Source organism: Kitasatospora sp. NPDC047058, assembly GCF_040643935.1.
Classification (GTDB): domain Bacteria; phylum Actinomycetota; class Actinomycetes; order Streptomycetales; family Streptomycetaceae; genus Kitasatospora.
Genome location: NZ_JBEYVJ010000206.1, coordinates 1 through 12,821, shown reverse-complemented (window position 1 = coordinate 12,821; position 12,821 = coordinate 1). Strand labels below are relative to the sequence as shown.

General features: G+C 75.5%; 12 protein-coding genes. 6 read left to right on the top strand and 6 right to left on the bottom strand.

The genetic code is table 11. The annotated features are described in order from the left end of the window. Positions 1–113: 113 nt before the first annotated feature. The gene (locus ABZ885_RS25815; protein ID WP_360193106.1) at positions 114–704 is read right to left on the bottom strand and encodes a sigma-70 family RNA polymerase sigma factor; all 591 of its coding nucleotides are present in this window, start codon (positions 702–704) and stop codon (positions 114–116) included. A gap of 103 nt (positions 705–807) precedes the next feature. Between ABZ885_RS25815 and ABZ885_RS25810 the strand changes: the two genes are divergently transcribed. Beyond that, entirely contained in the window at positions 808–1,185 is a 378-nt protein-coding gene (locus ABZ885_RS25810; protein WP_360193104.1) for a zf-HC2 domain-containing protein, read from the top strand. Between the two features lie 265 nt (positions 1,186–1,450). On the opposite strand, the gene ABZ885_RS25805 is transcribed toward ABZ885_RS25810, so the two are convergent. After that, positions 1,451–2,365: a hypothetical protein gene (locus tag ABZ885_RS25805; protein WP_360193101.1), complete on the bottom strand. Its 915-nt coding sequence runs from the start codon at positions 2,363–2,365 to the stop codon at positions 1,451–1,453. 399 nt (positions 2,366–2,764) lie between these two features. On the opposite strand from ABZ885_RS25805, the gene ABZ885_RS25800 reads away from it, so the two are divergent. Both ABZ885_RS25800 and ABZ885_RS25795 read left to right on the top strand, forming a co-directional pair. Then, the gene (locus ABZ885_RS25800) at positions 2,765–4,033 is read left to right on the top strand and encodes a bifunctional GNAT family N-acetyltransferase/ATP-binding protein (RefSeq protein WP_360193098.1); all 1,269 of its coding nucleotides are present in this window, start codon (positions 2,765–2,767) and stop codon (positions 4,031–4,033) included. A gap of 164 nt (positions 4,034–4,197) precedes the next feature. Beyond that, positions 4,198–5,508, top strand: coding sequence for a cytochrome P450 (locus tag ABZ885_RS25795; protein ID WP_360193095.1), 1,311 nt, complete (start codon positions 4,198–4,200; stop codon positions 5,506–5,508). A 59-nt stretch (positions 5,509–5,567) separates the two neighbouring features. Here ABZ885_RS25795 and ABZ885_RS25790 read toward each other — a convergent pair whose 3' ends face one another. Together ABZ885_RS25790 and ABZ885_RS25785 are read right to left on the bottom strand one after the other, a co-directional pair. Next, complete coding sequence (locus ABZ885_RS25790) at positions 5,568–6,287, bottom strand: N-acyl homoserine lactonase family protein (RefSeq protein WP_360193092.1); 720 nt, start codon at positions 6,285–6,287, stop codon at positions 5,568–5,570. 60 nt (positions 6,288–6,347) lie between these two features. Continuing rightward, a complete protein-coding gene (locus ABZ885_RS25785) occupies positions 6,348–6,551 on the bottom strand; it encodes a hypothetical protein (protein ID WP_360193089.1) in 204 nt (67 codons plus the stop codon). Positions 6,552–6,723: 172 nt separating this feature from the next. Here ABZ885_RS25785 and ABZ885_RS25780 point away from each other — a divergent pair, with 172 nt between their 5' ends. After that, positions 6,724–8,112 (top strand): CoA transferase, encoded by a 1,389-nt coding sequence (locus ABZ885_RS25780; protein ID WP_360193110.1) that lies wholly within the window; start codon positions 6,724–6,726, stop codon positions 8,110–8,112. A gap of 84 nt (positions 8,113–8,196) precedes the next feature. Further along, a complete protein-coding gene (locus ABZ885_RS25775) occupies positions 8,197–8,889 on the top strand; it encodes a DUF6461 domain-containing protein (RefSeq protein WP_360193086.1) in 693 nt (230 codons plus the stop codon). A gap of 39 nt (positions 8,890–8,928) precedes the next feature. Here the strand turns inward: ABZ885_RS25775 and ABZ885_RS25770 are convergent, their stop codons facing one another. Next, positions 8,929–9,579, bottom strand: coding sequence for an HdeD family acid-resistance protein (locus ABZ885_RS25770; RefSeq protein ID WP_360193083.1), 651 nt, complete (start codon positions 9,577–9,579; stop codon positions 8,929–8,931). 136 nt (positions 9,580–9,715) lie between these two features. Between ABZ885_RS25770 and ABZ885_RS25765 the strand changes: the two genes are divergently transcribed. Then, positions 9,716–11,677, top strand: coding sequence for an NAD-binding protein (locus tag ABZ885_RS25765; protein ID WP_360193080.1), 1,962 nt, complete (start codon positions 9,716–9,718; stop codon positions 11,675–11,677). 269 nt (positions 11,678–11,946) lie between these two features. On the opposite strand, the gene ABZ885_RS25760 is transcribed toward ABZ885_RS25765, so the two are convergent. Continuing rightward, on the bottom strand, positions 11,947–12,753 hold the full coding sequence (locus ABZ885_RS25760) for an enoyl-CoA hydratase (protein ID WP_360193108.1): 807 nt from the start codon (positions 12,751–12,753) through the stop codon (positions 11,947–11,949). Between the last annotated feature and the right edge of the window lie 68 nt (positions 12,754–12,821).

The window sequence follows — 12,821 nt, the reverse complement described above, 5'->3', positions numbered from 1 at the left end:
ATCTGGGGGAGGGTGGGGACGGTGCGGCGGTGACGGCGGGGCGGGGGCGGTGGCTGCTGTGGCACCCACCGGCCCCGCCCCCGCCCGCACCTGCCCGTGCGCGCGAGGTTGCTTCAGCAGGCCGTCGCCAGCTCGGCGGCCGGTCCCGGCGGGGGAGTCTCGCCGCTCTCCGCCGCGCGGAGCCGTGCTATCAGCTCCTCCCGGGCCCGCGCCACCCGGGAACGAACGGTGCCGACCGGGCAGCCGGCCACCAGCGCGGCCTCGGCGTAGCTGAGCCCGACCACCTGGGTGAGCACGAAGGCCTCCCGGCGCTGCGCGGGCACCCGGTCGAGCAGGTCGCCGAGCGCGACCCCGTCCTCGAACCCGGCCGCCGGCGGTGTGCCCTGGCGTTCGGCCGCCTCCTGCCAGTCCGGCAGGGCGGCGCAGCGCGGCCGGGCCGCGGCCGTGCGGTAGCGGTCGATGACCGTCCGCCGGGCGATGGAGAGCAGCCAGGTCCGGGCCGAGGAGCGCCCGGCGAACCCGGGCAGGCTGCGCAGGGCCCGGAGGAAGGTCTCCTGGGCGAGGTCGTCGGCGGACTGCACGTCGGTGAGGTGGGCGACGAACCGCCACACGTCCCGCTGGGTGGCCCGGACGAAGGCCTCGACGTCGGCCGCCCGGCCCTCGCGGGCGGACAGCGCCAGCGTGGTGAGCTGCTCGTCATCCACGACGGCCTCCCCTCCGGTCGTGCACGTGGCCGTGCACCTGGCCGCGCACCGGGCCGTGCCCCCGGCCGGTCCGGCGCCCGGGCCGATGCGGGACGATGGTCAGATGAGATGCGCCGAGTTCCGTGCCGCCCTTTCCGCCCGCCTCGACGGCGAGCCGACCGGCGTCCCGGGCCGACGGCTGGACAAGCACGTCGCCCGGTGCACGGTCTGCCGGGAGTGGCTGGAGCGGGCGGAACGGCTGCGCGGCGTGCTGCCCGCGGCCGGCGCGGACGGCCCGTCGGAGGACTGGACGGCGCGGCTCCTCGCCCGCCTCGGCACGGAGGGCCCCGACGGCCACGGCGGCCACTTCGAGGCGGACGCCGACGCCGATGCCGACGCGGATCCGGACGGGGGCGGGAGCGGGGACCGGGACGGTGGAGCGGACGGGGACGTCGGCGCGGCCGGCCGTTCCGGACAGGGGAACGGCGGGCCGGTGCGGTAGGACGGTGGCGCCGGTCGAGGCCGGTGCGCCGTCGTAGTCAGGCATGGAAGGTCCTGAGGGGGAGGGCTGTGGGAGCCGTGCCGCTGAGGGCGGCAGGCTCGGCATCGGTGGGGCGGCGCGCACGCCGCGGCACCCCGGCGGGGGCGGCGGCGGACGCGGGCCCGGGCCCTGGCGGCGCAGCCGATCGGCCACGGCACGGCGCAGGGCGACCTGCCCACCACGCGGCGGACGCCGGTGCGGCGTCGGAACTCGGACGGTGGGCGCGTCAGCAGACGGGCGCGGCGCACGGCGGGCCGCGCCGGACCACGGCGTGCGAGAGCAGCAGCAGCCGCGGCGGGCGGACCCGGCCGGCGGCGGGTCTGGGCGAGGCCGGCGGCCGGTAGCCGCGCGGACGGCACCAGAGGGCGAGCAGCGGCGCGAGGAGCGCACCGGCCAGCACCGCACCCAGGGCGGCGAGCAGTTCGAACAGCCGGGCCAGTGCCGTCTCGCCGCGCCAGAGCAGCAGCGCACAGGCGAGCGCGGCGAGCAGGTGGGCGGCGATCATCCCGGCGGACATCCCGTGCGCCGCCATGTCGTGCCCGGACATTCCGGTGCCACCGGTCAGGCCGGAGCCGCCCGGTCCGCCGGACATGCCCGTGCCGCCTGGTCCGCCGGACATCGGGGCCATCCCTGACATGCCGTCCATTCCGGTCATGCCGTGGCCGGTCGCGCCGGCGGACACCGTGCCGCCGTGCGTGCCCAGGTGGTGCCCCCCGGCCGCGGCCCGGAGGCCCCCGGCCGGCGGGACGTCCGGATCGATCCCGGCCATCCGGGCCAGGTCGGCCGGCGAGATCCCGGCGGGCGCCCGTTCCGGATTGCAGAGCAGCAGGCTCGCCCAGTCCGTCGTCCCGAGCCGGCCCAGGCCGCGGCCGGCGGCGAGCGCCCCGGCCTGTTCGAACGTCAGGTGCAGTGCGGTCTGCGCCGCCACCATCCAGGCGCTGATCAGGCCGAGCCCGCGCCGCTGCCCGGCCAGCAGCCAGCTGAAGCCGAGCGTGACCGCGAACGCGCCCGCCAGGACCGGCGCGGACACCCCGGAGCCGGCCATGGCGACGTGCGCCGTGGCGGCCAGCGCCACGCAGAGCGCAGCGAAGACCACGGCGCGCAGCGAGCGGATCCGGTCGGTCATCACGATGACACTCATCGTCGCACCCGTCCCCGCCGGCCCGTACCGCCCCCTCGGGTATTGGCCGGTTCCACCCCGTGGGACCATGCCCGGCCGGCCGCCCCGACCGGTTCGTCCGGCCCCGTCCGCCCGCCTGTCCGGGCACCCGCCGGCCCCCGTCGCGGGTACCGGTCCGGTACCCGTGCTGGTCCCGCCCGGCCCGGCCCCCGTCCCGCTCCGGTGCCGCCCCCGGTGGCGGATTCCCTTGCCGGGCCCGTGCGGTAGAGGCGGTTCGTCCGGTTGCCGGGGCCCGGGTTGTCCGTTCCGGCGCGGGACCGCTGCCCGCGCCCGCCCGTACCGTTCGGGCACCGCGCGGCGCAGCGCCGCCGGTCGGACGGCCGGCCCGGAGCCGGTGGGGACGGAGAGGCGGGCGGGCCGGTGCACTGGCTGATTCACGACTATCGCGAGGACGACCTCGCGGCGGTGGTCCACTTGATCGACACCACGGCCGGACTCGGCCAGGAGTCGGTGTTCTCGCTCGCCGAGTGCATCGGCGCGCTGACCTCCCGCCAGCCGGCCGTGGTCGCCGTCCACCAGGGCGAGCCGATCGGCGCCGCGCTCGCCACCGTGGCGGCGGAGCGCGCCTGGGTGATGCGGATCGCCATCGCCCCGGCCTGGCGCGGCCGGGGCCTGGCCAGCGCGCTGCTCCGCGAACTGGAGCGCCGGCTGGTCGCCTGCCGGGTGCGCCGGATCGCCTACGTCCTGCCGGAGGAGGAACTGCTCGGCGAGGGCCTGCACAACGCCGGCTACACCCGGCGCCCGGCGGCCGCCTACTTCGAGAAGGACGAACCGCCGGCCGGCGCCGCCGGCGGCCTCCTGGACGAGCTCGGCGGCCGGCTGCTCCCCGGCGACCTGTGGACCAGGGTGGCCGGCATGGAGACCGAGAAGAACCTGATCGAACGCCGGGTGGTCCTCCCGCTCGCCGAACCCGAGCGCGCGGCCCGGCACGGCGTGCGGCCGCCGCGCGCGATCGCCCTGTTCGGCCCGCCCGGCACCGGAAAGACCACCTTCGCCCGGGCGATCGCCTCCCGGCTCGGCTGGCCCTTCGTCGAACTGCTGCCGTCCCGGCTGGCCGACGAGGGCAACCTGGCGGCCGCGCTGCGCGACGCCTTCGCCAGGATCGCCCGGCTGGAAAGGGCGCTGGTCTTCATCGACGAGGTCGAGGAGATCGCCCCGGTCCGCACCGAGGGCGTCCAGGGCGGCATGCACGGCGTCACCAACGAGCTGCTCAAGCTGATCCCCGGCTTCCGCGAGGGCGAGGAGCGGCTGCTGGTCTGCGCCACCAACTCGATCCGCTCGCTCGACCCGGCGTTCCTGCGCCCCGGGCGCTTCGACTACCTGATCCCGATCGGCACCCCCGACGCGGCCGCCCGCGCCGCCATCTGGTCCCGGTACGCGGCCGGGCGCGCCGGCGTGGACCTCGACGTGGTGGTCGGCGCGAGCGAGCTGTTCACCCCCGCCGACATCGAGCACGCCGCCCGGGTGGCCGCCCAGGCGGCCTTCGAACGGGACCTCACCGCGCCGGACGGCACCGAGGGCGCGAGCACCGCCGACTACCTGACGGCGATCCGCGCGGCCCGGCCGACCGTCACACCGGCGCTGGTGGCGGAGTTCGGGGCGGACATCACCTCGCACGCGCGGGTCTGAACGCGTCGCGACGCCCGGTGCCGGCCACCAGCGCCCTCGAAATAGTCCGCTTGTCATACGGTCGGTGCGGTTTGACAGCGTCTGCCGCTTGCTCACTAAATGTGCACACGCGTGCACCGTGGGGGAGCACCGAGCGGACAACCGACGCGGACAGGAGACCAGGCATGGGGACCACCGGGGCCACGGGCACGGCGACCGACCCGGCGGCCGCCGCCACCCCGCCCGTCCGGCCCGGCCCGGCTGCCCCGGCCGGCCCGGCCGACCCCGCGTTCTGGCGCCTGCCCGCCGCCGAACGCGACGCCGTCTTCGCCACCCTGCGCAGCCTGCCCGGCCCGGTCTTCTACGGCGAGCGCCCGCCGAAGGGCCCGGGCCGGGGCTTCCACGCCCTCGTCCGGCACGCCGACGTCGTCGAGGCCGGCCGCAACCCCGCCGTCTTCCTCAGCGGACCCGGCGTCACCACCCCCGAACCCGCCCGCTGGGTCCGGCTGCTCTTCGGCGACTCCATGGTCAACCTCGACGACCCCCGCCACGCCCAACTGCGCCGGATCGTCTCCCGAGCCTTCACCCCACGGCTGATCGCCCGGGTCGAGGACGACATCCGCGCGGTCGCCGCCCGCCTGGTCGACCGGGTGGAACGCGAACGCCCCGAGGACTTCGTCACCTCCGTCGCCGCGGAACTCCCCTTCCAGGTGATCTGCAACATGATGGGCATCCCCGAGGAACCCCGCCGCGCCATCCTCGACCAGGTCAACCACGCCTCCGAGCACACCGGCGTCGCCCGCCCGCTGCGCCGCCGGCTCCGGATGCCCGGACGCGGGCTGCTGGCACTGGCCCGGATGCAGGGCATGGTCGCCGAGCTCGGCCGCGAACGCCGCCGCCGCCCCACCGAGGACCTCATCTCCGCCCTGGTCACCGCCGACGTCGACGGCCGCCGGCTGACCGGCCGCGAGCTGGGCGCCTTCTTCTCCCTGCTCCTGGTCGCCGGCGTCGAGACCACCCGCAACGCGCTCGCCCACGGCCTGCACCTGCTCACCGTCCACCCCGGGCAGCGCGCCCTGCTGCTCGGCGACCTGGACGGCCGGCTCGGCGGCGCGGTCGACGAGATCGTCCGCCACTCCACCCCGATCATCCAGTTCCGCCGCACCCTGGCCGTCGACCACCGGCTCGGCGGCCCCGACGGCACCCTGCTGCGCGCGGGGGAGAAGGTGGTCCTCTACTTCGCCTCCGCCAACCGCGACGAGGCCGTCTTCACCGATCCGGACGCCTTCGACATCACCCGCAGCCCCAACCCCCATCTCGGGTTCGGCGGTGGCGGGCCGCACTACTGCCTCGGCGCGCACCTCGCCCGGCAGGAGATGAAGGTGCTCTTCCGCGAGCTGTTCACCCGCTTCCCGGAGGCGCGGTCGGTCGGCGAGCCGGAGCTGGTCCCGTCCAACTTCGACCACCGCGTCCGCTCGCTGCGCTTCACCCTCTGACGCGCGGCTCCGGGCGATGCCCGGCCGGGGCGCGTGCCCCCGGGCCGGGCGGGACCGGGTCAGGACTGCCCGGCCGGCTCCCAGACGGCGTTGTCGTGCGCGAACAGCACCCGGCGCGGCCCGCCCCCGGCCGGTGCGTCCGGCCGGAGGAGCCGGTCGAGCCACGGCCGGTAGCCGGGCAGCGGCGGTGCGACGCCCTCCGCGGCCGCCCGCCGGGCCAGCACCGCCGAGCCGAACTCGGACGCGAAGTCGTACGCCTGACCGGCCAGCACCACCGTGCCGCCGTCCGGGTGGTCCACCAGCAGCGACTGGTGGCCGTCGGTGTGCCCCGGGGTCGGCACCACCCGCACGCCCGGCCAGACCTCCGCCTCGCCGTCCAGCTCCCGGTAGACCGCGCCGGGGAAGTCCACCAGCGCATCGATCGTGTAGTCGCCGCGCCGGGCCGTCGCCAGCTCCGCCGCCTGCACCAGCACCGGGGTGCCCGCCAGCAGCGGATTGCCGCCGCAGTGGTCGAAGTGGAGGTGGCAGTTGACCACGAGGTCGATGTCCGCCGGTGCGACGCCGACCGCCGCGAGCGCCGCCGGCAGCGGACGGCGGACCGGGCGGTAGTGCGCCTCCGTCCCGGGATCGCCGCCGCCGATCCCGGTGTCGAACAGCAGCAGCCCTTCCGGCCGCCGCACCAGGTACGCGAGCACCGGCTCGACCCGTGGTTCGGGCCCGCCGGCCTCGGCGGCCGGGCGGACGAAGTAGCCGAGGTCGAGACGGTGGATCGCGTGCATGCCGGCTCCTGGCTCCTCTTGCAGTCCGGGAGGCCCCCCGCGGCCCCCGCCGTTCGCACCCTATCCGCCGGTCGCGCCGACCCGGCGGGCTTTCGCCTGCTGCGTCGTCTTCGGTGGGGTGGGCGGGTGCTGTCCTGCGCTGCCGCGGGCGGTGGTGGCTCCGGCGGCGGTGACGGTGGTGGCGGTGGTGGCGGTGGTGGCGGTGGTGGCAGTGGTGACGGTGCCGGCGCTGGTGGCGGTTCCGGCGGTGGTGGCGCGGGTCACGGCGCGCGCCTGCCGACGGGAGCAGAATGCGGGCATGACAGAGCGTCCGATGCCCGCCCCCGACCAGCCCTCCCACGGCGGGTCCGCCGCCGACCGGTCCACGCAGGGCCCCTCCGGTGGGTACGACGAGCCCACCGCGCACGCCTGGGCCGCCCTCGGCGGGCGGGCGGGGCTGCTGGAGCGGGTCTCCTTCCACGGCCCCGACACGGTCCTGCCGGCGCGGCTCCCGGTCCGGCAGCTGGCCCGGGCCACCGTCGCGGCGTGCTCGCTGGCCGCCGCGGAGCTGTCCGCACTGCGCGGCGCCGGACGGCGCGGTGATGGACGACCCGGTGGCGGACGACGCGGTGACGGGCAGCCCGGTGGCGGGCAGGCCGGCGTCGGCCCGCGCGAAGGCGTCGCGGTGGAGGAGGTGCCCGCCGTCCGGATCGACCAGGGGGCCGTCGCCACCGCCTTCGTCAGCGAACGCCACCTGCAGATCGACGGCCGCACCCCGGTCAGTTTCGCGCCGCTGTCCGGCTTCTGGCAGGCCGCCGACGGCTGGGTCCGCACCCACGCCAACTACCCGCACCACCGCGCCCGCCTGCTCACCGCCCTCGGACTGCCCGACGGCACCGGGCCCGACCAGCTCGCCGCGACCCTGCGCGACCACCCCGCCGAGTGGATCCAGGAGCGCGCCTACGAGGCGGGGGCGCTCGCCGTCGCCGTCGTGCCGGCGCGTGAGACGACGCACCCGCTGGCCGAGATCCGCACGGTCGGAGAGACCGCCCCTCGGCCCCTGCCCGCCGCCGCGCTGCCCGCCGCCGGCATCCGCGTCCTCGACCTCACCCGGGTGATCGCCGGACCCGTCGCCACCCGCACCCTCGCCCTGCTCGGCGCCGACGTCCTGCGCATCGACACGCCCCGGCTGCCCGAGGCCGAGGACGCCCACGCCGACACCGGCTTCGGCAAGCGCTCCACCCGCCTCGACCTCGCCGACCCCGCTGCCCGCGCCGCCTTCGAGGACCTGCTCGCCACCGCCGACGTCGTCGTCTCCGGCTACCGCCCCGGCGCCCTGGACACCCACGGCCTCGCCCCCGACGCCCTGCTCGAACGCCGCCCCGGCCTGATCGTCGCCCAGCTCAACGCCTGGGGCTGGACCGGCCCCTGGGCCGCGCGCCGCGGCTTCGACAGCCTGGTCCAGGCGGGCGTCGGCATCGCCGCCACCGAGGCAGGACCCGACGGCCACCCCGGCGTCCTGCCCGCCCAGGCCCTCGACCACGGCACCGGCTACCTGATCGCCGCCGGCGTCCTGCGCGCCCTCACCGACCAGCGCACCGGCCGCCCCGGCGGCCGCCACCTGCGCTTCTCCCTGGCCGGCACCGCCTCCTGGCTCCAGCACGGCATCGCCACCGTCCCCCCGCTCAACGACGAGCCGTACGCGCCCGGGGCCGGCCTCGCCGAGACCGACTCCTCGTACGGCCGGCTGCGCCACGCGCTCCCGCCCGTCGCCTACGACGGCGCCCCCGCCGACTGGGCCCGCCCGCCGGGCCGCTGGGGCACCGACGAGCCGGTCTGGCTGTGACCGGGCGGTGCGCTGCCGACGGAGACGGTGCCGACGGAGACCCGGGCGCCGCCGCTGTCGGAGGGGTCTGGCAGCATCCCTGACATGCCTGCACACGCCACCGACTTCACCTGGTTCGAGGAGCGCTACCCCGACCTCGCCGAGGCCTACTGCCTGACGCAGGTCCAGGGGATCTCCGCCGACGAGCTGCTGCGCCGGTTCGACGCCGTCCCGGGCCGTCCGGTCACCGGCCTGGCGGCGGTGGTCGAGGCCTGGGAGACGTTCGACGACGGCGAGGACGAACACGCCCCGGACGGCGACGAGGACCTGATGCTCGTCGCCGTCACCGAGTTCGACGGCTGGGCCGTCGCGGTCGAGGTCAACGGCTACCTGGGCTCGCTCTGGGACGCGGTCCCGAGGCTCGCCGAGGGCACCCGGCTGGTCTCGCACTTCCGCAACTGCAACGCGGTGGACAGCTTCCACTGGCAGGAGGGAGCGGCGAACCGGCTCCACTTCGAGCCGCTCTTCCCCACCCAGCGCGACGGTGAGGACGCCGAGGCCCCGGGGACGGCGGAGCTGCTGGCCCACTGCGGCTTCGACCTCACCGACGACGGGCAGGCGGAAGCTGAACCGGGTGTCGAATCGGGTGCGGCTGCGGGTACGGAGGCCGCCGGTGCCGGGCCCAGGCTGCACACCGAGGCGGCGTTCGCACTCGCCGAACGGCTGACGGACGTCCGCCTCACCCCGGAACGGCTGGACGCGGCCGGCTTCCGGCTCGGCTACGCCCCGGTGCCGTAGCGCCGGGCCGTAGCCGTCGGGCCGTATCCGACCGGCTGTTCAGACGCCGGACGGGATCCGCTTGGCCCGGTGGCGGACCTGGAAGGCCGTCACGATCTCGATCAGGCCCAGGATCAAAAGCCAGCACCCGGCCAGGATGGTCAGGGCGGTGATCGACCCGACCGGCCAGACCATCAGCAGCACGCCCGCCAGCGTGTTGGCCACACCGGCGAAGATCTGCCAGCCGCGGGCGGGCATCCCCTCGTCCGAGATCGCCGCGGCGATCTGGGTGATGCCGCGGAACAGCCACCCGATGCCGATCCAGATCGCCAGCAGCAGCACCGACTGCGCCGCGCTGCGAAAGCACAGCAGGCCGAGCAGGACGCAGATCGTCCCGCTGATGAAGGCCAACACCCGCAGCGCGGTGGTGGTGTGGGTGCCGAACGCGGCGACCAGCTGCACGATCCCGATGATCAGCAGGTAGAGGCCGAACAGCACGCCCACCACCAGCAGCGTCTGCTCGGGCCAGGCGAAGACGACGATGCCGAGCGCGAGCGAGGCGAGCCCGGCGATCAGGAGCACCTGCCAGGCGGCCTTGGCGAGCTGTCCGAGCGGGCCCTTGATGGGGGAACCGTTGGGGTCGATGATCGGGGAGACCATGGTGACGTACTCCTGACGGCCGACGGCGGCCGGTGGCGGGCGGGCGTGCACCCATGATCGTTCCGGCGGGCGGGGCCCGCGCGCCGGGCGCACCCGTTCAGGGGAGGCAGCGGGGGAGGCAACTGATCTCCCCTCGGTCACCGGAACGACACGTGCCGACCATCTGTCGTCGATACCATCCGGCGGTATGACTTCTGAAGGGTGGGGGACCCCTCCGGTCGAGCCGATCAGCCAGCACTACATCGTCTGCGGCGGCAACGCGCTCGCCCACCGGCTGGCCCTCGAACTCGTCGAACAGTACGAGGTCCCGGTGGTGGTGCTCGTCCCGGACCGCACGCGCGACCACGCGCCGCAGATCGAGCAGCTGCCCGGGGTCGCCGCCGTGGTCGAGTACGGCAGCATCACGGAGGAGGCGCTGCGGGCCGTCCGGGTCGAGACCGCGCGCGGGATCGCCCTGGTCGACGGCACCGACCAGGAGAACATCCACACCGCGCTCAGCGCCCAGGAGTACAACCACGACATCCGCATCGTGCTGCGGATGTTCAACCAGCGGCTCGGCGAGAACGTCGAGCGGCTGCTGAAGAACGCCGCCGCGCTCTCCGGCTCCGCCACCGCCGCACCCGCCTTCGCCGCCGCCGCGCTCTCCCGCCCCAACTCCGTCCAGGTCGGCGACCGCTTCCTGCACATCGCCTACGACGACGACATCGACCCGGGCCGGATCTGCATCGTCGCCGACCGGATCCACCGGCAGGACCTCAGCCGGATCCGGCTGCTGCCCGACCAGGAGGGCGACTCGGCCTCCTTCGTCCGGCTCGCCGCCGAGTTCGGGGACGACGGCCCGGTCCGGCGCGGCACCGCCGCCCGCCGGGCGCCGGAGGGGACCGGTGAGGTCGGGGCTGATGCCGTCGCCGGGCCCGCTACCGAAGGCGAACCGGCGCCGGAGCGGGAGCGGGAGGCGGGGGTCCAGTTGGAGCCAGAGCCGGAGCCTGGTCCGGAGCTGGGATCGGAGCCGGGAACGGAGGAGCCGGAGGCACCGGAAGGGCCGGGTGGGGTGGCCGCCCTGCAGGCCCTGCCGAGCGAGCCGCCGGTCCGGATCTCCTGGTTACGCCGGCTGCGCTGGCGGCTGCTCGACACCCTGCGCTTCTTCACCAGCGCCCGGCTGCGGCTGGTGCTGATCACCGCGTTCGCTGCGGTGCTGATGGCCTTCGGCCTGCTCTGGTACCTCAACCGGGACTTCGGTTGGTCGCTCTACGTTTCGTTGCTCGACCTGGCCGGCGCGGCCCAGCCCGACCAGCCCGCCGACGCGGCCGCCGGCACCGGCACCGGCGGCACCTGGCAGCGCGTCGCCCAGGTGGTGATCACCTTCTGCGGCATCACCTTCGCACCGGTCGCCACCGCGATCATGGTCGAGGTGCTCGCCTCCGGCCGGCGCGGCCAGCCCCGCAACCCCGGCGCCGGCACCCGGGACCACGTCATCGTCGCCGGGCTGGGCAACGTCGGCACCCGGGTCGTCGCCCAACTGCACAGCCTGGGCGTGCCGGTGGTCGGCCTGGAGCGCGACCCGCAGGTCCGCGGCATCTCCGCCGTCCGCGCGCTCGGCGTACCGGTGGTGGTCGACGATGGTCCGCTGGCGGAACAGCTGCGCCGGGCCCGGCTGAAGCACAGCCGGGCGGTGGTCGCGGTCAGCGGGGACGACGCCACCAACCTGGAGGCGGCCCTGGAGGCGCGCGCGGGCCGGCCCGACGTGCGCGTCGTCGTCCGGCTCTTCGACGACAACTTCGCCAAGCACGTCTACGCCACCCTGGACAACGCGGCGTCCCGCTCGACCTCCTACCTGGCCGCGCCCGCCTTCGCCGCGGCCCTGATGGGGCGCGAGGTGCTGGGGACCCTCTCGGTCTTCCGGCACGTGCTGCTGATCGCCGAACTGCGGGCCGAGGAGGGCAGCGGCCTGGTCGGCATGAACCGGCACGACCTGGAGGACCCGGGCGGCGTCCGGGTGCTCGCCGTCCGGCTGGCCCGCAGCCCGCACACCTACCAGTGGAACTACGCCGACCGCACCCGTGGCCTCGCCCCGGGTGACCGCATCGTGGTGGCCGCCACCCGCGGCGGCCTGGCCCGCCTCAACACCGCGCTGGTGACGGACGATTGAGGCGGTACCACCGCCGCCTTGCGGTCGGTGGCCGATGCCGATCGCCGATGCCGATCGCCGATGCCGATCGCCGCTCGCCGAGGCCGCCACCGGCGAGCGGGCACCCGTCGACCGGGCGGACCGCCGACAGATGACAGCTGACAACTTTCAGCGAACAGATAACAGCTGACAGATTTAATCATCTGTCAGCTGTTATCTGTCAGCTGTTATCTGTTACACGTCCGCCCGCTGCACCCGCCACCGGGCGCGCGTCACGCCACCCGTGCCCGTCAGCGGTGGGTGAACGAGGCCGGCCGCTTCTCGGCGAAGGCGGCCATGCCCTCCTTCTGGTCCGCCGTCGCGAACACTGCGTGGAACATGCGGCGTTCGAAGCGGACGCCCTCGGCGAGCGTGGTCTCGAAGGCGCGGTTGACGCTCTCCTTCAGCATCATGGCCGCCGTGGCCGACATCTCCGCGACCTTCTCGGCGGTGGCCAGCGCCTCGGCGAGCAGCTGGTCCGCCGGGACGATCCGGGAGACCAGGCCGGCCCGCTCGGCCTCCTCGGCGCCCATCATCCGGCCGGTCAGGCACAGCTCCATGGCCTTGGCCTTGCCGACCGCCCGGGTCAGCCGCTGCGAGCCGCCGATGCCCGGGATGACGCCGAGCTTGATCTCCGGCTGCCCGAACTTCGCGGTGTCCGCCGCGAGCAGGATGTCGCACAGCATGGCCAGCTCGCAGCCGCCGCCGAGCGCGAAGCCCGCCACCGCCGCGACGACCGGCTTGCGCAGCTCGCCGAGGCGGTCCCACGGGCCCAGCCAGTCGTCCAGGTAGACGTCGGGGAACCGGTTGCCCTGCATCTCCTTGATGTCCGCACCGGCCGCGAACGCCTTCTCCGAGCCGGTGATCACCAGACAGCCGATCTCCGGGTCCCGGTCGAAGGCCGTGGCGGCCGCGACGACCTCGTTCATCAGCCGGGTGTTCAGCGCGTTCAGCGCCTCCGGCCGGTTGAGCGTGATCAGCCCGACCCGCCCCTTGCGCTCGACCAGGATCGTCTCGTAGGTCTCGGGGGTGGCCGCGTACCCGGCCACGGTCAACATGGGGTGGTAGCGGACGTGGGCGGCGGTCCACATGTTGTCGGGGCTGTCCGCCTGCGTCTTGGCGTACC

Coding starts and splice junctions, on each gene's coding strand:
- ABZ885_RS25775 (WP_360193086.1), top strand. CDS start 8,197: ATGCCTGCACACGCCACCGACTTCACCTGGTTCGAGGAGCGCTACCCC.
- ABZ885_RS25760 (WP_360193108.1), bottom strand. CDS start 12,753: ATGTTGACCGTGGCCGGGTACGCGGCCACCCCCGAGACCTACGAGACG.
- ABZ885_RS25790 (WP_360193092.1), bottom strand. CDS start 6,287: ATGCACGCGATCCACCGTCTCGACCTCGGCTACTTCGTCCGCCCGGCC.
- ABZ885_RS25795 (WP_360193095.1), top strand. CDS start 4,198: ATGGGGACCACCGGGGCCACGGGCACGGCGACCGACCCGGCGGCCGCC.
- ABZ885_RS25805 (WP_360193101.1), bottom strand. CDS start 2,365: ATGAGTGTCATCGTGATGACCGACCGGATCCGCTCGCTGCGCGCCGTG.
- ABZ885_RS25810 (WP_360193104.1), top strand. CDS start 808: ATGAGATGCGCCGAGTTCCGTGCCGCCCTTTCCGCCCGCCTCGACGGC.
- ABZ885_RS25765 (WP_360193080.1), top strand. CDS start 9,716: ATGACTTCTGAAGGGTGGGGGACCCCTCCGGTCGAGCCGATCAGCCAG.